A 17,689-nucleotide genomic window follows, 5' to 3' on the forward strand; every position below is an offset into this window, starting at 1 on the left:
GGACTAACTGACGGGCCGTAGGCCGTCGAGCAGGGTGTCGACGATGCGTTCCGCGAGGTCCTCGTCGGTGAGGTCGGCGTCGGGGCGCAGGACGGTGCGGACCAGCATGGGGCCGACGAAGATGTCGTTCACCAGCTCCAGGTCGAGACCGGGGCGGAGTTCGCCGTTCTCCTCGCCGCGGCGCAGGACCTCCAGGCCCATCCTGCGCCGGGGCGCTATCACCGAGCTGTGGTACGCCGCCCAGATCTTGGGGCTGCTCTTCATCTGGGCGTGCACGTTGTGCAGGATCGCCGAGGAGCGGTTGGCGAGGCCGCGCCGGCGCAGGGTGTCCAGCAGGACGACGAGGTCGTCGCGCATGGAGGTGCCGGGGAGTTCGGGGTCGTCGGGCTCGGCGGCGCGCAGGACGTCGACGAAGAGGGCCTCCTTGCCGCTCCAGCGCCGGTAGATGGTGGCCTTGCCGACGCCGGCGGTGCGGGCGATGCGCTCTATGGAGATCTCGGCGAGCGGGACGCCCTCCTCCAGCAGCTTCATCGTCCCCTCGATGATGGCCCGCTCCACGGCCTCGCTTCGGGGCCGCCCCCTGACGGGCTGCTCCGGAGCGGTTCCACGGTCGACGAGGCTCACGTCCATCGGTCCTTTCGTTGGCGGCGCGGCGTTGCCCGGTGGGGAGATTGTCGCCCGCGCCTACGACTCCACGCTCGCCAGCTCCTCCTCCCCCGCCTCCTTCCGGACGGCCTTCGGCTTGCCCGGCAGGAACAGGGCGACCACGACGGCGCCCGCCAGCGCCACCACGGCTCCGCCCGCGGCGGTGACGTGCATGGCGTGCAGGAACGCGTCGTTGGCGGGCGTGACGAGCGTCTTGCCCTGGTCGCCGAGTTTCGCCGCGACGCCCAGGGTCGCCTCGATGGACTCCCCTGCGGTGTCCCGCAGGCCCGCGGGCAGGGCGCCGAGCTTGTCCTCGATGCCGTTGCGGTACGCCGCCGACAGCACGGAGCCGAGGACGGCGATGCCGAGCGCGCCGCCGACCTGTCGGAAGGTGTTGCTGAGCGCGGAGGCGGAACCGGCCTTCTCGCGGGGCAGCGCCTGCATGATGACGACGCTGGTCGGGGTCATGACGTGGGCCATGCCGGCGCCCATGGCGAAGAAGACGACCTCCAGGATCCAGATCGGGGTGTCCGCGTCGAACGCGGCGAACGCCAGCAGGCTCGCGGCGAGGACGAGCATCGCGATCGTGGTCGTGGCCCGGATGCCGATCCGGTCGACGACCAGCCGGGCGCGCGGCGCGAAGATCATCTGGGCGGCGGCCAGCGGGAGCATCAGCAGACCCGTCTGGAGCGGCGAGTAGCCGCGCACGCTCTGGGTGTAGAAGACCGAGAAGAAGGTCACGCCCATCAGCGCGAAGAAGACCAGGGTGATGACGGCCATGGCGGCCGAGAACACCTTGTTCTTGAAGTAGGTGATGTCGATGGACGGATGGTCGCTGCGCTTCTCGAAGACGACGAACGCGGTGAGGACGACGAGTCCGGCGACGATGCTCGACAGCACGGCCGGATCGGTGAAGTCGGCCAGTTCGCCGCCCTTGATGATGCCGTAGACCAGCAGGACCAGGCCGACGACGGACAGGACGACACCGACGGGGTCGGTCCGGCCGGGGCTGGGGTCGCGGGAGTCGGGCACCAGCCAGATCATCAGCGCGAGCGCGAGCAGCACGATCGGGACGTTGACCAGGAAGACCGAGCCCCACCAGAAGTGGTCGAGGAGGAGACCGCCGGTGATCGGGCCGATCGCGATGGCGATGCCCACGCCGCCCGCCCAGACGCCGATCGCCTTGGGCTGCTCCTCGCGCTCGAAGACGTTCATCAGGACGGCGAGGGTGGCCGGCATCACGAACGCGGCGCCGACGGCCATCAGCGCGCGGAAGGCGATCAGCTGGGCCGGGGACCCGGACTCGGCGGCGAGCGCGGAGCCGATGCCGAAGACGACCAGGCCGCCGAGGAGCACCTTCTTGCGGCCGACGCGGTCGCCGAGCAGACCCGCGGAGAACAGCAGGCCGGCGAAGACGAGGGTGTAGGAGTTTATGGCCCACTCCAGCTCGCTCTGCGTGGCGCCGAGGCCGGTGGGGGCCGGGGTGGAGATCGTCTTGATGGCGACGTTCAGGATCGAGTTGTCCAGCACCACGATCAGCAGGCTCAGCATCAGCACGCCGAGGATGGCCCAGCGGCGCCGGTGCACCGCCTCGGGGATCCGGGGGACGGCAGGAGTAGTCATGGCCCGAGGGTAAGGCAATTCCAATACGGAACCGTCTCGTATCGGAATACTTTACGGAGACCTTACCCACAGGGGGCGGTCTGGTCCCGCGTGGCACGAGGTGCCACCATGGGAGGTGGTCCGGGGACGCCGTGAGGGCGCCTCGAGATGACGTAAGGAGCCGTTGCAATGACGCAGCTTTCGGCTGCCCAGACTGCATCGCAGATGCCCACCGACGGCAGCAAGGCGCTGTACGGGGGCAAGGGCACACGCCGTATCACCGTCCGCGACATCGCCCTCGCCAAGGAGCGCGGCGAGAAGTGGCCCATGCTCACCGCCTACGACGCGATGACCGCGTCCGTGTTCGACGAGTCCGGGATCCCCGTGATGCTCGTCGGCGACTCGGCGGGCAACTGCCACCTGGGGTACGAGAGCACCGTGCCCGTCACCCTCGACGAGATGACCGTGCTGTCGGCGGCCGTCGTACGGGGCACGAAGCGTGCCCTGATCGTCGGCGACCTGCCGTTCGGCTCGTACCAGGAGGGCCCGGTGCAGGCGCTGCGCTCGGCCACGCGCCTGGTGAAGGAGGCCGGGGTCGGCGCCGTGAAGCTGGAGGGCGGGGAGCGCTCGCACCGCCAGATCGAGCTGCTCGTCGAGTCCGGGATCCCGGTCATGGCCCACATCGGTCTGACCCCGCAGTCCGTCAACGCGATGGGCTACCGCGTGCAGGGGCGGGGCGAGGAGGCGGCCGCGCAGCTGCTGCGGGACGCCAAGGCCGTGCAGGACGCGGGCGCGTTCGCTGTGGTGCTGGAGCTGGTTCCGGCGGAGCTGGCGGCCGAGGTCACGCGGGTGCTGCACATCCCGACGGTCGGCATCGGGGCCGGGCCCGAGACGGACGCGCAGGTGCTGGTCTGGACGGACATGATGGGCCTGACCGGCGGGCGGGTGCCGAAGTTCGTCAAGCAGTACGCCGATCTGCGCGAGGTCATGGGCGGCGCGGCGAGGGCGTTCGCCGAGGACGTCGTCGGCGGAACGTTCCCGCGCGAGGAGCACTCCGTCCACTAGAGCCATCTCCGCGCACCAGCGGCAGCCCGCCGATCTTCCCCCAGTCGGCGGGCTGCCGCACATATCGGTGCCTGTCGGTGGCTGTCGGTGGCTGTCGGCGGGATGTCGGCGGTTTGTCGGTACGGGTCGGCATCGTTGACGGCATGACGCGAATCGACACGAAACCCAGTGGCGCCACGAGCGCCGTGACCGTTCGGGGGCTGGTCAAGCACTACGGCGAGACCAGGGCACTGGACGGTGTCGACCTCGACGTACGGGAGGGCACCGTGATGGGGGTGCTCGGCCCGAACGGGGCCGGCAAGACCACCCTGGTGCGGATCCTGTCCACCCTCCTCGCCCCCGACGCCGGCCGGGCGACCGTCGTCGGCTACGACGTCGTACGGCAGCCCCGGCAGCTGCGCAGGGTGATCGGGCTGACCGGGCAGTACGCCTCCGTGGACGAGAAGCTCCCCGGGTGGGAGAACCTGTACCTCATCGGGCGCCTCCTCGACCTGTCCCGCAAGGACGCGCGGGGACGGGCGGACGAGCTGCTGGAACGCTTCTCCCTCACCGAGGCCGGCAAGCGCCCGGCGGGCACGTACTCCGGCGGTATGCGGCGCCGGCTCGACCTCGCCGCGTCCATGATCGGCCGGCCCGCCGTGCTGTTCCTGGACGAGCCGACCACCGGCCTCGACCCGCGCACCCGCAACGAGGTGTGGGACGAGGTGAAGGCGATGGTCGGGGACGGGGTGACCGTCCTGCTGACCACCCAGTACATGGAGGAGGCCGAGCAGCTGGCCTCCGAGCTGACCGTCGTCGACCGCGGCAAGGTCATCGCGAACGGCGGCATCGAGGAGCTGAAGGCCAAGGTCGGCGGCCGGACGCTGCGGATCCGCCCCGCCGACCCGATCCATCTGCGCCCGCTGGCCCGCGCGCTCGACGGCCTCGGCATCACGGGCCTCGCCGCCACCGTCGTGGACACCGAGCGCGGCTCGGTCCTGGTGCCGGTGCTGAGCGACGAGCAGCTGACCGCCGTCGTCGCCGCGGTCACCGCGCGCGGCATCACGCTCTCCTCCCTCACCACCGAACTGCCCAGCCTGGACGAGGTGTTCCTGTCCCTCACCGGCCACCGTGCCAGTGCCCCGCAGGACACCGTCCCCACCGACACCCGCGAGGAGGTCGCCGTATGAGCGCCCGCCCGTCACCCACCACCACCCTGAACGAGGCGCTTCGCGCCACCCCTTCGGACACGATCACCCCCGCGACGGCCCCCGCGGTCACCGCCGCCGTCGGCGACGCCGACTCGCGCATCCCGCTGCGCAGCCATCTGCGTCACACCGGCGCGCTGATCCGCCGCAACCTGCTGTGGATCCGGCAGGACCCGGAGTCGATGTTCGACGCCATCCTCTTCCCGGTGATCTTCACCCTGCTCTTCGTGTACGTCTTCGGCGGCTCCATCGGGCAGTCGCTGGGCGGCGGCCAGGAGGCGTACGTGCAGTACGTCGTCCCCGGGCTGCTGGCCATGATGGGGATGAACATGGCCCAGGGCGTGGGCACCGGCTTCAACACGGACTTCAACTCCGGGGTCATGGACCGGTTCCGGTCGCTGCCGATCGGGCGCGGCTCGGTGCTGTTCGCCAAGATCGTGGTGGAACTCATGCGCATGCTGGTCGCCTGCGTGGTCCTCATGATCGTGGCCGTGCTGGTGGGCTTCGACATCACCCACTGGCCGGGGCTGTTCGCCGCCGTGGGCCTGGCCACCGTGTTCGGCTCGGCGCTGATGTGGGTGTTCCTCACCCTCGGCGTGACGATGAAGAGCGCGCAGTCGGTGCAGGCGATGGGCTTCCTGGTGCTGATGCCGCTCCAGTTCGGCTCGTCGATCTTCGCGCCGACCGCCTCGATGCCGGGCTGGCTCCAGAACTTCACCGAGTACAACCCGCTGTCCTCGCTCGCGGACGCGGCGCGCGGACTGATGGTGGGCGGCCCGGTCGCGCACGGACTGTGGGTGACCCTGGCCTGGTCGGTGGGGCTCACCGCGCTGATGGCGCCGGTCGCCATCCACAAGTTCCGCACCAAGGCCTGACCGGCACCGCGGGTCACACCAGGGCGGCGGCCTCCTCGTAGGAGAGGCCGCCGCCCTCGGCGTACGCGGCCTCGAACGCCTCGTCGCCCAGGGCGGCCCGGGCCTCGGTGAGGGCCAGGGTCCGGCACTCGCGCTCCAGCCGGATGGGGGCATGGCTGCCGGGCAGCAGGGCCTCGGCCGAGCCCAGGCAGCGGGCGGCGGCCCGGGCCCGCCGGCCGCCGTCGGCACCGGCCAGGGCGAGGGCGGCGATGCAGAGGTAGAAGGAACGCATGTGCGGGGCGATGTTCATGGAGAGCCGGTCGCCGCCCCGCTCCAGGGCCTTGCGGACCGTGACCAGGGCCTCTTCGTAGCGGCCGTCGATCGCGTCCAGCCAGGCCTCCGCACCGAGGATGAACGCGTCGAAGATCACGAAGTGGGCGATGCCGAACTCCTCGCGCAGCAGCCGCAGCTGCTCGCGGGCCTCACCGCGGCGGTCGGTGACGCCGAGCCAGCCGGCGAGGAACATCCTGGCGGCGGGCATCGCCTCGTTGGTGCTGCCGTCCCGGCTCTCGATCACCTCGCGCAGCAGGCGCTCGCCCCGCTCGCCCTCCCCCGCCTCCAGCAGTGCGCTGCCCAGCCGGGCGCCGAGCACCGCCTTCTGGTGGCGGGCGCCGAGGGCTTCGGCGTGCGCCATGGCCTCCTCGTAGTCGGCGGCGGCGGCCAGATGGTCGCCCAGCCGTTCGCGGGACTCGGCGCGGGCCGAGAGGGCCTCGGCCGCGCCCCAGGCGTCGCCCAGGCGGCGGAAGATCTCCAGGGACTCGTCGGCGTCCGCGCTCGCGTCGCCCGCCCAGTCGGACCGGTTGGCGAGCAGGTTGGCGCGCATCTCCAGGCAGGAGGCCAGCTCCCAGTCGAAGCCGGGGGTGGCACGGCAGGTCGCGACGTTGGCGTCGATGATGGTGCGGATGCGGTCCATCTCACCGGTCAGCATCACGGCGTAGAACCAGAGCATCCCGGGGGTGCGGCAGGTCTGCGGGAGGCCGGGGGTGTAGGTCTGGGCCACGGCCCGCAGCTTGGCCTGTGCCTGGGGGGTCTGCCAGGCGCCCAGCTCGGTGTCCATGCAGGCCAGATGGGCGAGATGGATGCCGCGCCGGGCCTCCGCGAGCACCTCGCCGGTCAGCGGCGGCGGGGAGCCGATGGCGGACTTCCACACGGGGGCGGCCGGGCGGAGGGGTTCGGCGAACGGGTCGGGGCCGAGGTCCATGACCGCGCGGCACCAGGTGCGGGCCTCGATCCTCAGGTCGCGCATCTGCCAGTACGCGACGAGGGAGAGGGCGAGGCTCAGCCCCTCCTGCTCGTCGCGGGCGGCCACGACCCGGCGCAGCGCGGTGCGCAGGTTCTCGTACTCCAGCTGGAAGCGTTCGATGGCGGCGCGCTGGCGCGAGCCGCGCAGCAACGGCTCGGTGGTGCGGGCGAGTTCGCGGTAGTACGTCAGGTGCGCGCGTTCGGCGTCGGGGCGGTGGCCGGACTCGTCGAGCCGTTCGGCGGCGTACTCGGCGACGGTCTCCAGGAGCCGGTAGCGCATCGCGCCGTCGGGGGCCGGGGCGGCGACGACCAGGGACTTGTCGACGAGGGAGGCGAGGCGGTCGAGCACGTCGAGGGAACCGAGCGGGCCGAGGGCGCTCCCGGCGCCGGGGGCGTCGGCCGGGCCGCCGGCATCCGGGCCGCCGGCGTCCGGGCCGCAGACCGCCTCGACGGCGGCGAGGTCGCAGCCGCGGGCGAAGACCGACAGCCGGGCCAGGACGTCGCGTTCGTCCTCGTCGAGGAGGTCCCAGGACCAGTCGACGACCGCGCGCAGGGTCTGCTGGCGGGGCAGGACGGTGCGGCTGCCGGAGGTGAGGAGGCGGAAGCGGTCGTCGAGCCGGTCGGCGATCTGCCGGGGGGTCAGCATCCGCAGCCGGGCGGCGGCCAGTTCGATGGCGAGGGGCAGGCCGTCGAGCCGCCGGCAGATCTCGGCGCACGCGTCCGGGTCGTCCTGCGTCCGAAAGCCCGGCCGGGCGGCCTCGCCCCGGTCGGCGAGCAGCCGCAGCGCGACGGGTTCCGGCAGCGGCTCCACGGGCCGCAGCAGCTCGCCGGGCACGCCGAGGGGTTCCCGGCTGGTGGCGAGGACGGTGAGGCCGGGGCACCGTTGCAGCAGCTCGGCGGCGAGCCGGGCGGCGGCGCCGACGACGTGCTCGCAGTTGTCGAGGACGATCAGCATCCGGCGGCGGGCGCAGTGCTCGACGAGCCGGTCCACGGGGTCGTCGTGCCGCTCGGCCGCGGCCCGCATCTCCTCGGCCCCGGCCCCGTACAGCACGGTCTCGCGCGCTCCCACGGCGGTCAGGACGGCCTGCGGCACGGCCTCGGGGTCGGCCACGGGAGCCAGCTCGACGAGCCACACCCCGTCCTTCAGGGAACCCCGTACGGACTCCCCGACCTCCTGCGACAGCCGGGTCTTCCCGGCCCCGCCGGGCCCGAACAGGGTGACCAGCCGCGCCCCCGCCAGATCCTGGCGGATCACCTCGATGTCGCTCTCCCGCCCGACGAACGAGGTGAGCCGGGCACGGAGGTTGCCGGGGGGCGGTTCGGCCGGGGAGCCGGGGCCCGACGGGCGGGCGACGCCGTCCGGGGGCGGGACGGGGCGGGCGGCGGCGGGCGGCAGGGAACGGCCGGACGACGTGCCCGGCGCCGCCCCGGGCCCGGCGGAACCGGCCGCGGGGCGACCGCCCGGCGCGAGGCCGGGGCCGGCCGCGGTCACCGCCCCGGTGGCCGGCGCGGCGGGGTTGAGCAGCTCGGTGTGCAGGGCCCTGAGCTGGGGTCCCGGGTCGGAGCCGAGGCGGTCGGCGAGGAGGCGGCGGACGTCGTCGTAGGCGGCGAGGGCCTCGGCGGGGCGGCCGGTGTCGCGCAGGGCGCGCAGGCGGAGGGTCTGGAGGGGTTCGTCCAGGGGGTGGAGGTCGCAGAGGGCGGTGAGTTCGGGGAGCGACTGCCCGGCGTGGCCGAGGGCGAGCGCCGCGGTGTGCCGGGCCCGTATCGCGTCGAGCCGGCGGGCCTCGCGGCGGGCCGCCTCCGCGGTGCGGTCGGGCAGGTCGGCGAGGGCCGGTCCCTGCCAGAGGGCGAGGGCGTCGTCGAGGAGGGGGGCCGCCTTGGCGGGGTCGCCGTCGGCGAGGGCGCGCAGCCCGTCGGCGGTGAGCCGTTCGAAGCGGTGCAGGTCGACCGCGTCGGTCGCGGCGGCGAGCCGGTAGCCGCCGGCCGCGGAGGCGATCGCGTCCGCGCCGAGGGCCCGTCGCAGCCGCCCGATCAGTGCCTGGAGCGCGCCCGTCGCGTCGGCGGGCGGGTCACCGGCCCACACCTCGTCCACCAGCGTGCCGGCGGGCACGCTCCGTCCGGCCCGCAGGGCCAGCACGGTCAGCAGGGCGCGCAGCCGTGCCCCGCCGACGGAGACGGGGGTGCCGTCCGGGCGGAGCGCCTGGGTGGTGCCGAGGATGCGGTAGCGCACGGGGTCCATTCTGTCCGGTGGCGTCGGGGCGGTCACGGGGATCGGCCCCGGTGGAGTCGTGTCCTGACGAGGGGATCATCAGCCTTCCATGGAACCCCCGGCCCACCGCGAGACGTTTTCCTCGTACGCCCGGTACGGTCGGGCCGTTCCGAGCGAGCGCACGAGTCCCCGGGGGAGCCCCATGACCACCGTCACCACCCGCCACAGCGAGCGGCGGATCAGTCCCGTCTTCCTCGGGATCCTGGCCGTCACGGCGGTCACCGGCTGGGCGACCTGGACCGGCTTCGCCGAGCGGCCCGGTGTCGCCGTGTTCCTGTTCGTGACGGCGGGCTGGATCGTGTCGCTGTGCCTGCACGAGTACGCGCACGCGCGCACCGCCCTGCACAGCGGGGACATCTCGGTCGGCGCGAAGGGGTACCTCACGCTGAATCCGCTGAAGTACACGCACGCGCTGCTGAGCATCGTCCTCCCCGTGGTCTTCGTGATCATGGGCGGGATCGGTCTGCCGGGCGGCGCGGTCTTCATCGAGCGCGGGCGGATCCGGGGCCGGTGGCGGCACAGTCTGGTCTCGGCGGCCGGCCCGCTGACCAACGTGCTGTTCGCGGCGGTGTGCACGGCCCCGTTCTGGCTGGACGCGCTGGACGGCGTGCCGCAGGACTTCCGGTACGCGCTCGCCTTCCTCGCCCTGTTGCAGGTGACGGCCGCGCTGCTGAACTTCCTGCCGGTGCCGGGGCTGGACGGCTACGGCGTGATCGAGCCCTGGCTGTCGTACAACGTGCGGCGCCAGGTGGAGCCGTTCGCGCCGTTCGGGCTGCTGTTCGTGTTCGCGCTGCTGATGGTGCCGGGGGTGAACCGGGAGTTCTTCCAGGCGATCTACTCGATCCTGGACGCGCTGGGCGTGGACGCGCTGCACCGCTACTGCGGCGAGAACCTCTACCGCTTCTGGGAGGGCACGAGCGAGTACTGCGCGGTCAGCCCGTGACGGACTTCCGGGCCTTGTCCCGCTTGATGTAGTACCAGGTCATGTTGGAGGTCAGGCCCGCGAGCAGCACCCACACGACCCCCAGGAAGCTGCCCCGCGCGAAGGAGATCACGGCTGCGGCCACCGCGAGGAGACAGACGACGAGGGTGAACACGGCGAGTCGCCGGGACCGGGCGGGCGGGGGCACGGGGGGCATGGGGGTGTTTCTCCTGTCGGTCCTGTCCGGGGGACACCGGCTTGTGCCGTCCAGTGTCCCCCATGCGCTCAGACGTCCGTGACGCGCAGCCCGGCGTGGGCCTTGTAGCGGCGGTTGACCGAGATCAGGTTGGCGACCAGGGACTCCACCTGGTGGGCGTTGCGCAGCCGCCCGGCGAAGACGCCCCGCATCCCGGCGATCCGGCCGGCCAGCGCCTGCACGATCTCGACGTCGGCGCGCTCCTCGCCCAGCACCATCACGTCGGTGTCGATCTCCTCGATCCGCGGGTCCTGGAGCAGGACCGCCGACAGGTGGTGGAAGGCGGCGGTGACCCGGGAGTCCGGCAGCAGGGCGGCGGCCTGCTGGGCGGCGCTGCCCTCCTCCGGCTTGAGGGCGTAGGCGCCCTGCTTGTCGAAGCCGAGCGGGTTGACGCAGTCGACGACGAGCTTGCCGGCCAGTTCCTCGCGCAGGGACTCCAGGGTCTTGCCGTGCCCGTCCCACGGGACGGCGACGATCACGATGTCGCTGCGGCGGGCGGTCTCGGCGTTGTCGGCGCCCTCGACGCCGTACCCGAGTTCCTCGGCGGCGGCCTGCGCGCGGTCGGCGGCGCGCGAGCCGATGATCACCTTCTGGCCGGCCTTGGCGAGGCGGTAGGCCAGACCCTTGCCCTGCGGGCCGGTGCCGCCGAGCACGCCGACGACCAGTCCGGAGACGTCGGGAAGGTCCCACGGGTCCTTGGCGGGGGCCTTCGCGGGGGCGTTCTGTGCACTGTCGGTAGAGGTCATGGGCCGACTTTACGTGGGGGTCCGGGAGGTCCTTTCGCCGTGCCGGGTGAAGGAACGGCGAACCGCCCGCCCCGGCCGGCCGGCTGGGGCAGGATGCGGGCCCATGGACGCCGTACGGGTCGCGCTGCTGCGCGAGGTGCTCGCCGGGACGGAGTGGCTGGGTGCCACCCGGAGGTTCGCCGCGGTGCTGCGCGGGTCGGTGGTGTCGCACGGGGGCGGGCTGCTGCTGGTGGGGACGGCGGAGTACGAGCCCTGGCATCTCGCGGCGCATCTGGTGGACGAGGCCGCCTGGTCGGGTACGCCGGAGCTGGCGCCGACGCTCGTACGGCATCACGCGCGCCCCTCGGACCCGGCGCACCTCGCGGTGGGCCTCGGCCGGATCGAGGCGGCCCGGCGGGGCGAGACGCTGCTGGTGGCGTCGCCGCAGGAGGACGCGGCGCGGGGCGCCGCTCTGCTGGAGCGGGTGGCGGACGCGCGCCGGGCGGGGGTGACGGTGCTGGCGCTCGGGCCCGGCGAGGGAGACCTCACGGCCCTGTCGCACGAGTCACTGACGGTGCCGGACGGCTCGGAGCTGGACCTGGACACCGTGCAGCACCTGGTGAGCGCGGCCGCCGGCGAGAACGCCCGCCCCGGCAGGACGCGCCGGAGTCTGCGCGACCGGCTGTCGAGGCTGGCGGAGTCGCTGACGGCGCCGCCCCCTCCCCCGTGGTGACGCCCCTTCCGGGTGGCTTCCGGGCGGAGTCCGGGTGGTGCGGCGTCCGGCGGGTGATCAGTCCTCGTCCGGGGTTCCGCCCGCCGGGGCGTCGTGCCACTTGGGGTCGTTCTCCCACTGGAGGTTGCGCTCGCGGGCGCTCTCCATGGCGTGTTCGGCCTCCTGGCGGGAGGCGTACGGGCCGAAGCGGTCCTTGCCGGGGCAGTCCGGCCCCTCCTCGACCTTCTTGTGCTCCAGGCAGTAGTACCACTCGCCCGGTTTTCCCGTGACGCGCCTCTTGAACAACGGCATGACCGGCTCCTCTCGCCACCCACATGTTCCCCCACGGCCGCTGGTTAGACTCGCTGCATGTCTGGCCAGTCGCTGCTCGTTCCAGGGGAGCTGTCCCCCACCCGTTCCGTTCCCGGAAACATCCGCCGGCCCGAGTACGTCGGCAGGCCCGCGCCGACGCCGTACTCCGGACCGGAGGTGCAGACGCCCGAGACCGTCGAGGCGATGCGCCGTGCCGGGCGGATCGCGGCGCAGGCGATGGCGGAGGCCGCGAAGCTGATCGCGCCGGGCGTCACCACCGACGAGCTGGACCGGGTCGCGCACGCGTACATGTGCGACCACGGCGCCTACCCCTCGACGCTCGGCTACCGCGGCTTCCCCAAGTCGCTGTGCACGAGCGTCAACGAAGTGATCTGCCACGGCATCCCGGACTCGACGGTGCTGCGCGACGGCGACATCGTCAACCTGGACGTGACCGCGTACATCGGCGGGGTGCACGGCGACAACAACGCGACCTACCTGGTGGGTGACGTCGACGACGAGAGCCGGCTGCTGGTCGAGCGGACCCGGGAGTCCCTGGAGCGCGCGATCAAGGCGGTCAGGCCCGGCCGGCAGGTCAACATCATCGGGCGGGTCATCGAGTCGTACGCGAAGCGGTTCGGGTACGGGGTGGTGCGGGACTTCACCGGGCACGGCATCAGCACGTCGTTCCACTCGGGGCTGATCATCCCGCACTACGACAGCCCGCACGCGACGACCGTCATGCGGCCCGGGATGACCTTCACGATCGAGCCGATGCTGACGCTCGGCACGCACGAGTACGACATGTGGGACGACGGCTGGACCGTGGTGACCAAGGACCGCCGCCGCACGGCCCAGTTCGAGCACACGCTGGTGGTGACGGAGACGGGCGCGGAGATCCTCACCCTGCCCTGACCTCGCGTCCGCCCGCCGCACGGCCCGCTCTCCCCGGAGGGCGGGCCTTTCGCATGACCGCCCGGCCTCCAGGTGAGCGCGGCGGGCTTTCCGGGTACGTTTTTACCGACAGGGAGTCGGCAAAAGCGTTGACTTAGGTAAGCCTAACCATAGAAAATCTGCCCCATGGACTCGTTCTCGACACTCATCCGTACGGCGTCCCACGAGCAGCACGTGGAGGCGGAGACCTCGACGTTCATGAGCGACCTGCTCGGCGGCAAACTCGGTGTCGACGCCTACGCGCGCTACACCGAGCAGCTGTGGTTCGTGTACGAGGCGCTGGAGGCCGACGCCGGACGGCTGGCGTCGGACCCGGTGGCGGGCCCCTTCGTCCGGCCCGAGCTGCACCGGCTGACCGCGCTGGAGCGGGACCTGGCACATCTGCGGGGCCCCGGCTGGCGGTCCGGGCTGACGGCCCTGCCGGCCACCCGGGCGTACGCCGACCGGGTGCGGGAGTGCGCGACGCGGTGGCCGGCCGGCTACATCGCCCACCACTACACGCGCTACCTCGGCGACCTCTCCGGCGGGCAGATCATCCGCGACCGGGCGGAGCGCACCTGGGGCTTCGAGAAGAAGGGCGACGGCGTCCGCTTCTACGTCTTCGAGGAGATCACCAACCCGGCCGCGTTCAAGCGGGGCTACCGCGAACTGCTGGACGGGGTGCGCGCGGACGATCTGGAGAAGCAGCGGATCGTGACCGAGTGCAAGCGCGCCTTCGCGCTGAACACGGCCGTCTTCCGGGCGCTGGGCGAGGAGTTCCCGCTCTCGGCCTGAGCACGGCCCCTCCCGGCGCGCGACCGGCCCCCTCCCCACGGCCGGAGGGGGCCCGGAACCGCGCGAGAGCCCGCGCACGGCCGGACGGTCAGCGCTCCAGCAACACCCGTCCGCCGATCTCCACCCATCCGTAGGGCTGCGGCGCGGTGAGGATCTGGGAGCCGGCGCCCTGGGTGATGTTCAGGGCGCGGCCCAGCTGTTCGGTGAGCAGCAGCGCCGCCGCGCCGGTCGCCTCGTCCTCCTCGATGCCGTCGTCGCGGCCGGGGAAGCCACGGGCGCGGATCCGGCCGGCCGGCTCGTCCTCCCAGGCCCAGGCGTAGATCCACTCCCCGGGCGGCGGCACGGGCAGCGCGTCGACCTCGGCGGCGGTGGGGTACTGCCGCAGGGTGCGCGGCGGGGCCCACTCCGCCCGCGCCTCGATCCAGCTGAACTCCCCGTCCAGACGGGCGCCGACGAGTCCCGCCGGGGTGACCAGCTCGGGCACGTCGAGCAGCCAGGCCGTGCCCACGCAGGGGTGGCCGGCGAAGGGCAGGCGCAGGGTGGGCGTGTAGATGTCGATGACGCCGCGCTCGGGGTCGTCGACGAACACCGTCTCGCTGAAGCCGAGCTTGGCCGCGAGGTCCTGGCGGTCCTTCCGGTCGGGCAGGACCGAGCCGTCGCGGACCACGCCCAGTTCGTTGCCGTAGCCGCCGTTCGGCGCGCAGAAGACGCGGAGCACGTCGTAATCAGTCACCCGGAAATTGAAGCATCGCCCGAGCCCGACCTTGATATAGGTAAGGCTAACCTAAGATTGCCCAATGACCGTCCTGGACAAGCAAGTCGAAGCCGCGGCTCCGGCAGCCGCGCCCCGCGGCGGACGCGGCACCGCCTGGCTGATCGGCGCCGGGCTGGTGGCGGCGCTGCTCGTGCTGGTGCCGGTGGCCGGGGCGCTGGGCGCGTACCCGATCCCGGTCGGCGACGTGTGGGCCTCGCTCCAGCACCGGGCCGGGCTCGGCGGGGCCGGGCTGGACCGGGTCGCCGAGTCGGTGCTGTGGAACGTGCGCTTCCCGCGGATCGTGCTCGCCCTGCTCGTGGGCGCCTCGCTGGGGTGCGCCGGAGCGCTGATGCAGGGGGTGTTCGGCAACCCGCTCGCCGAGCCCGGCGTCATCGGGATCTCCGCGGGCGCGGCGGTGGGCGCGGTGGCCTCGATCGCGTTCGGCATCACCTTCCTCGGCACCTGGACCGTGCCGGCGTTCGCGTTCCTCGCCGGGCTCGCCACGGTGCTGCTCGTCTACGCGCTGTCGCGTTCCGGCGGGCGCTCGGAGGTGGTCACGCTGATCCTCACCGGGATCGCCGTGAACGCCTTCGCGGGGGCGCTGATCGGGCTGTTCCTGTTCTTCGCGGACGCGGCGGCGATCCAGCAGATCACCTTCTGGCAGCTCGGGTCGCTCTCCCAGGCGACCTGGCCGAAGGTGCTCGCGGTGCTGCCGTGCGCGGTCGTCGGGCTGGGACTGGCGCCGCTGTACTCACGCCGCCTTGACCTGCTGGCGCTCGGCGAGCGGCCGGCCCGTCATCTGGGGGTGGAGGTGGAACGGCTGCGGATCGTGCTGATCCTGGTCATCGCGCTGCTGACCGCGGCGGCGGTGAGCGTGTCCGGGATCATCAGCTTCGTGGGGCTGGTCGTCCCGCACCTGCTGCGGATGGCGGCGGGGCCGGGGCACCGCTTCCTGGTTCCGGGAAGCGCGCTGCTCGGGGCGCTGGTGCTGCTGGCGGCGGATCTGGCCGCCCGCACGGTAGCCGTTCCGGCGGAGCTGCCGCTGGGTGTCCTGACCGCGCTTCTGGGCAGCCCCTTCTTCTTCTGGCTGCTGCGCAGGACGCGGCGCCGCCAGGGCGGTTGGGCGTGAGCCCGCCGAGCGCCGCCCCCACCCGCGCCCCCCTCTCCCCCACCCCTCCTCAAGGAGCCCGCGCATGAGACTCCTCCGGTCCCGTCCGACGCCCCCCGGGCCCGCCTCCCCGGGCGATGTGCTCGCCGCCGCCGACGGACTCCACGTACGGCTCGGGAGCCGGGACGTGCTGTGCGGGGTGGACGTCGACGTCCGGGCCGGGGAGGTGCTCGCGCTGGTCGGGCCCAACGGGGCCGGGAAGTCCACCCTGCTCGGCGCGCTCGCCGCGGATCTGCCGGCGGCGCGGGGCACCGTACGGATCCACGGCAGGCCCGCCGGCGAGTGGTCCGCCCCGGAACTGGCCCTGCGGCGGGCCGTGTTGCCGCAGGCCGCCGCACTGTCCTTCCCGTTCACCGTGGCGGAGGTGGTCCGGATGGGGCGGGCACCGCATGACTCCTCGCCCGCCGAGGACGACCTGACGATCGCCGAGGCGATGGCCGCGACCGAGGTGAGCGCCTTCGCCGGGCGGCCGTTCTCCGCCCTGAGCGGCGGCGAGCGGGCCCGGGTCGCACTCGCCCGGGTGCTCGCGCAGCGAGCCCCGCTGCTCCTGCTGGACGAGCCGACCGCCGCGCTCGACCTGAAACACCAGGAGTTGGTGCTGCGGGTGTGCCGGGAACGGGCGCGGGAGGGCGACGCGGTGGTCGTCGTCCTGCACGATCTGGGGCTCGCCGCCGCCTATGCGCACCGGGTCGCCGTGCTGCACGCGGGCCGGGTCGCCGCGGACGGGCCGCCGGGCGAGGTGTTCACCGAGCGGCTGCTGTCGGAGGTCTACGAGCAGCCCGTCGAGGTGGTGCCGCACCCCCGGACCGGGGCACTCCTGGTCACCCCCAAGCGGAATCTTTGAATCTCCTTTGACTGTTGCTTGGGGTCCGTTTTGAGTCACCGTGATCGAGTCGTGCTCTTACAGCGTCTATGAGAGGTGAATCACTGCACGGTGGGGTATTACGCAGGTAAGCCTTGGATAAGTTAGGCCAGCCTCACCAATCCGCGTGAGCCCTGTCACGTGATGTTTCAGCCACCGCCGGGAGCGCGCATGCGAGCCGCCAGACTGTCCGTCCTCACCGCCGTCACCGTGGTGTCGGCCCTCACCGCCGTCACCGGCTGCACCGAGAAGAGCGACGCGAAAAGCGGCGACCGGGTCATCAACGTGACCGCCACCGACTCGAAGTGCACCACCTCCGCGAAGCAGATCTCCGCCGGGCACATCGAACTGGCCATCGAGAACAAGGGATCGAAGGTCACCGAGGTCTACGTCCTCTTCCCGGACGACCGCGTGGTCACCGAGCGGGAGAACATCGGCCCCGGCACCAAGCAGCGGGTCACCGCCGAGGTGAAGGCCGGCGAGTACCAGATCGCCTGCAAGCCCGGTATGAAGGGCGACGGCATCCGCCAGGACCTCAAGGTCACCGGCGGCAAGGTCGCCGCGCGCGACCCGCGCCTGGACCAGGCCGTCGCCGCCTACCGCAGTTACGCGCAGGAGCAGGCCGACGCCACGCTGCCGCTGGCCAAGACCTTCGCCGCGGCCGTCGAGGCCGGTGACCTGGAGGCCGCCAAGAAGGCGTACGCCCCCTCCCGCATCGGCTGGGAGCGCACCGAGCCGGTCGCCGAGTCCTTCGGCGACATCGACCCCAAGGTCGACGTCCGCGAGGACGGCCTGGAGGAGGGCCAGGACCCGGCGAAGGACTGGACCGGCTGGCACCGGCTGGAGAAGTCCCTCTGGCAGGACAAGAAGATCACCGCCGCGGACAAGACCCTCGCCAAGCAGCTGATCACCGACCTGACCGACTGGCAGAACCGGGTCGGCAAGGCCGAGATCACCCCGACCTCCATGGCCAACGGCGCCAAGGAACTGCTCGACGAGGTCGCCACCGGCAAGGTCACCGGCGAGGAGGAGCGCTACTCGCACACCGACCTGGTCGACTTCAAGGCCAACGTCGAGGGCGCGCAGAAGTCCTACGAGCTGCTGAAGCCGGTCGCGAAGGAGAACGACGCGGCCCTGGTCACCGAGCTGGACAAGCAGTTCGCCGCGCTGGACGCGCTGCTGGACAAGTACCGCCCGAACACGTCGTCGTACGCGTTCACCTCGTACGACAAGGTCGGCAAGGCGGACCGCAAGGAGCTGTCGGACGCGGTCAACGCGCTCGCGGAGCCGCTGTCCAAGCTCGCCGCCGCCGTCGCGAAGTAGAAC

Annotated in this window: 17 protein-coding genes; 10 read left to right on the forward strand and 7 right to left on the reverse strand. The window is 72.5% G+C overall.

The window, feature by feature from the left end; translation table 11 throughout:
* Nucleotides 1-3: 3 nt before the first annotated feature.
* Nucleotides 4-630 (reverse strand): TetR/AcrR family transcriptional regulator, encoded by a 627-nt coding sequence (locus IE275_RS28720; protein WP_189714348.1) that lies wholly within the window; start codon nucleotides 628-630, stop codon nucleotides 4-6.
* Between the two features lie 54 nt (nucleotides 631-684).
* Complete coding sequence (locus IE275_RS28725; RefSeq protein WP_189714349.1) at nucleotides 685-2,268, reverse strand: MFS transporter; 1,584 nt, start codon at nucleotides 2,266-2,268, stop codon at nucleotides 685-687.
* 168 nt (nucleotides 2,269-2,436) lie between these two features.
* On the opposite strand from IE275_RS28725, the gene panB reads away from it, so the two are divergent.
* The 3 genes from panB to IE275_RS28740 all read left to right on the forward strand — a co-directional run bounded on the left by panB (nucleotide 2,437) and on the right by IE275_RS28740 (nucleotide 5,374).
* The gene (gene panB, locus IE275_RS28730; protein ID WP_189714350.1) at nucleotides 2,437-3,312 is read left to right on the forward strand and encodes a 3-methyl-2-oxobutanoate hydroxymethyltransferase; all 876 of its coding nucleotides are present in this window, start codon (nucleotides 2,437-2,439) and stop codon (nucleotides 3,310-3,312) included.
* A 143-nt stretch (nucleotides 3,313-3,455) separates the two neighbouring features.
* The gene (locus tag IE275_RS28735; RefSeq protein WP_189714351.1) at nucleotides 3,456-4,481 is read left to right on the forward strand and encodes an ATP-binding cassette domain-containing protein; all 1,026 of its coding nucleotides are present in this window, start codon (nucleotides 3,456-3,458) and stop codon (nucleotides 4,479-4,481) included.
* The gene (locus IE275_RS28740; RefSeq protein ID WP_229870668.1) at nucleotides 4,478-5,374 is read left to right on the forward strand and encodes an ABC transporter permease; all 897 of its coding nucleotides are present in this window, start codon (nucleotides 4,478-4,480) and stop codon (nucleotides 5,372-5,374) included. Before IE275_RS28735 ends, IE275_RS28740 begins: the two co-directional genes overlap by 4 nt.
* Nucleotides 5,375-5,387: 13 nt before the next feature.
* On the opposite strand, the gene IE275_RS28745 is transcribed toward IE275_RS28740, so the two are convergent.
* Nucleotides 5,388-8,894, reverse strand: a complete 3,507-nt coding sequence (locus tag IE275_RS28745; protein WP_189714352.1) for an AfsR/SARP family transcriptional regulator — start codon at nucleotides 8,892-8,894, stop codon at nucleotides 5,388-5,390.
* 172 nt (nucleotides 8,895-9,066) lie between these two features.
* Between IE275_RS28745 and IE275_RS28750 the strand changes: the two genes are divergently transcribed.
* On the forward strand, nucleotides 9,067-9,867 hold the full coding sequence (locus IE275_RS28750; protein ID WP_189714353.1) for a site-2 protease family protein: 801 nt from the start codon (nucleotides 9,067-9,069) through the stop codon (nucleotides 9,865-9,867).
* On the opposite strand, the gene IE275_RS28755 is transcribed toward IE275_RS28750, so the two are convergent.
* Together IE275_RS28755 and npdG are read right to left on the reverse strand one after the other, a co-directional pair.
* Nucleotides 9,857-10,063, reverse strand: a complete 207-nt coding sequence (locus IE275_RS28755; RefSeq protein ID WP_189714354.1) for a hypothetical protein — start codon at nucleotides 10,061-10,063, stop codon at nucleotides 9,857-9,859. The two genes, IE275_RS28750 and IE275_RS28755, sit on opposite strands and share 11 nt — an antisense overlap.
* 68 nt (nucleotides 10,064-10,131) lie before the next feature.
* Entirely contained in the window at nucleotides 10,132-10,848 is a 717-nt protein-coding gene (gene npdG / locus IE275_RS28760; RefSeq protein ID WP_189714356.1) for an NADPH-dependent F420 reductase, read from the reverse strand.
* 103 nt (nucleotides 10,849-10,951) lie between these two features.
* Here npdG and IE275_RS28765 point away from each other — a divergent pair, with 103 nt between their 5' ends.
* Entirely contained in the window at nucleotides 10,952-11,560 is a 609-nt protein-coding gene (locus IE275_RS28765; protein WP_189714359.1) for a hypothetical protein, read from the forward strand.
* A 57-nt stretch (nucleotides 11,561-11,617) separates the two neighbouring features.
* Here IE275_RS28765 and IE275_RS28770 read toward each other — a convergent pair whose 3' ends face one another.
* Nucleotides 11,618-11,851, reverse strand: coding sequence for a hypothetical protein (locus IE275_RS28770; RefSeq protein ID WP_189714361.1), 234 nt, complete (start codon nucleotides 11,849-11,851; stop codon nucleotides 11,618-11,620).
* A gap of 57 nt (nucleotides 11,852-11,908) precedes the next feature.
* Here IE275_RS28770 and map point away from each other — a divergent pair, with 57 nt between their 5' ends.
* Nucleotides 11,909-12,766, forward strand: a complete 858-nt coding sequence (gene map / locus IE275_RS28775; RefSeq protein ID WP_189714363.1) for a type I methionyl aminopeptidase — start codon at nucleotides 11,909-11,911, stop codon at nucleotides 12,764-12,766.
* Between the two features lie 165 nt (nucleotides 12,767-12,931).
* Entirely contained in the window at nucleotides 12,932-13,579 is a 648-nt protein-coding gene (locus IE275_RS28780) for a biliverdin-producing heme oxygenase (RefSeq protein WP_189714368.1), read from the forward strand.
* Between the two features lie 88 nt (nucleotides 13,580-13,667).
* On the opposite strand, the gene IE275_RS28785 is transcribed toward IE275_RS28780, so the two are convergent.
* The gene (locus IE275_RS28785) at nucleotides 13,668-14,312 is read right to left on the reverse strand and encodes a PhzF family phenazine biosynthesis protein (protein WP_189714370.1); all 645 of its coding nucleotides are present in this window, start codon (nucleotides 14,310-14,312) and stop codon (nucleotides 13,668-13,670) included.
* A 64-nt stretch (nucleotides 14,313-14,376) separates the two neighbouring features.
* Here IE275_RS28785 and IE275_RS28790 point away from each other — a divergent pair, with 64 nt between their 5' ends.
* From IE275_RS28790 to efeO, 3 genes are all read left to right on the forward strand, one after another.
* Nucleotides 14,377-15,462: a FecCD family ABC transporter permease gene (locus IE275_RS28790; protein WP_189714372.1), complete on the forward strand. Its 1,086-nt coding sequence runs from the start codon at nucleotides 14,377-14,379 to the stop codon at nucleotides 15,460-15,462.
* Between the two features lie 64 nt (nucleotides 15,463-15,526).
* Complete coding sequence (locus tag IE275_RS28795; protein ID WP_189714374.1) at nucleotides 15,527-16,345, forward strand: heme ABC transporter ATP-binding protein; 819 nt, start codon at nucleotides 15,527-15,529, stop codon at nucleotides 16,343-16,345.
* 189 nt (nucleotides 16,346-16,534) lie between these two features.
* Nucleotides 16,535-17,686, forward strand: a complete 1,152-nt coding sequence (efeO, locus tag IE275_RS28800; RefSeq protein ID WP_189714376.1) for an iron uptake system protein EfeO — start codon at nucleotides 16,535-16,537, stop codon at nucleotides 17,684-17,686.
* Nucleotides 17,687-17,689 lie beyond the last annotated feature (3 nt).

Origin of the sequence: Streptomyces phaeofaciens (assembly GCF_014648915.1) — a bacterium.
In the GTDB taxonomy this organism is placed as follows: domain Bacteria; phylum Actinomycetota; class Actinomycetes; order Streptomycetales; family Streptomycetaceae; genus Streptomyces; species Streptomyces phaeofaciens.

Bases quoted from the DNA above. Each gene is read 5' to 3' on its own strand.
- IE275_RS28720 (WP_189714348.1), bottom strand. From the start codon at position 630: ATGGACGTGAGCCTCGTCGACCGTGGAACCGCTCCGGAGCAGCCCGTC.
- IE275_RS28725 (WP_189714349.1), bottom strand. From the start codon at position 2,268: ATGACTACTCCTGCCGTCCCCCGGATCCCCGAGGCGGTGCACCGGCGC.
- panB (WP_189714350.1), top strand. From the start codon at position 2,437: ATGACGCAGCTTTCGGCTGCCCAGACTGCATCGCAGATGCCCACCGAC.
- IE275_RS28735 (WP_189714351.1), top strand. From the start codon at position 3,456: ATGACGCGAATCGACACGAAACCCAGTGGCGCCACGAGCGCCGTGACC.
- IE275_RS28740 (WP_229870668.1), top strand. From the start codon at position 4,478: ATGAGCGCCCGCCCGTCACCCACCACCACCCTGAACGAGGCGCTTCGC.
- IE275_RS28745 (WP_189714352.1), bottom strand. From the start codon at position 8,894: ATGGACCCCGTGCGCTACCGCATCCTCGGCACCACCCAGGCGCTCCGC.
- IE275_RS28750 (WP_189714353.1), top strand. From the start codon at position 9,067: ATGACCACCGTCACCACCCGCCACAGCGAGCGGCGGATCAGTCCCGTC.
- IE275_RS28755 (WP_189714354.1), bottom strand. From the start codon at position 10,063: ATGCCCCCCGTGCCCCCGCCCGCCCGGTCCCGGCGACTCGCCGTGTTC.
- npdG (WP_189714356.1), bottom strand. From the start codon at position 10,848: ATGACCTCTACCGACAGTGCACAGAACGCCCCCGCGAAGGCCCCCGCC.
- IE275_RS28765 (WP_189714359.1), top strand. From the start codon at position 10,952: ATGGACGCCGTACGGGTCGCGCTGCTGCGCGAGGTGCTCGCCGGGACG.
- IE275_RS28770 (WP_189714361.1), bottom strand. From the start codon at position 11,851: ATGCCGTTGTTCAAGAGGCGCGTCACGGGAAAACCGGGCGAGTGGTAC.
- map (WP_189714363.1), top strand. From the start codon at position 11,909: ATGTCTGGCCAGTCGCTGCTCGTTCCAGGGGAGCTGTCCCCCACCCGT.
- IE275_RS28780 (WP_189714368.1), top strand. From the start codon at position 12,932: ATGGACTCGTTCTCGACACTCATCCGTACGGCGTCCCACGAGCAGCAC.
- IE275_RS28790 (WP_189714372.1), top strand. From the start codon at position 14,377: ATGACCGTCCTGGACAAGCAAGTCGAAGCCGCGGCTCCGGCAGCCGCG.
- IE275_RS28795 (WP_189714374.1), top strand. From the start codon at position 15,527: ATGAGACTCCTCCGGTCCCGTCCGACGCCCCCCGGGCCCGCCTCCCCG.
- efeO (WP_189714376.1), top strand. From the start codon at position 16,535: ATGCGAGCCGCCAGACTGTCCGTCCTCACCGCCGTCACCGTGGTGTCG.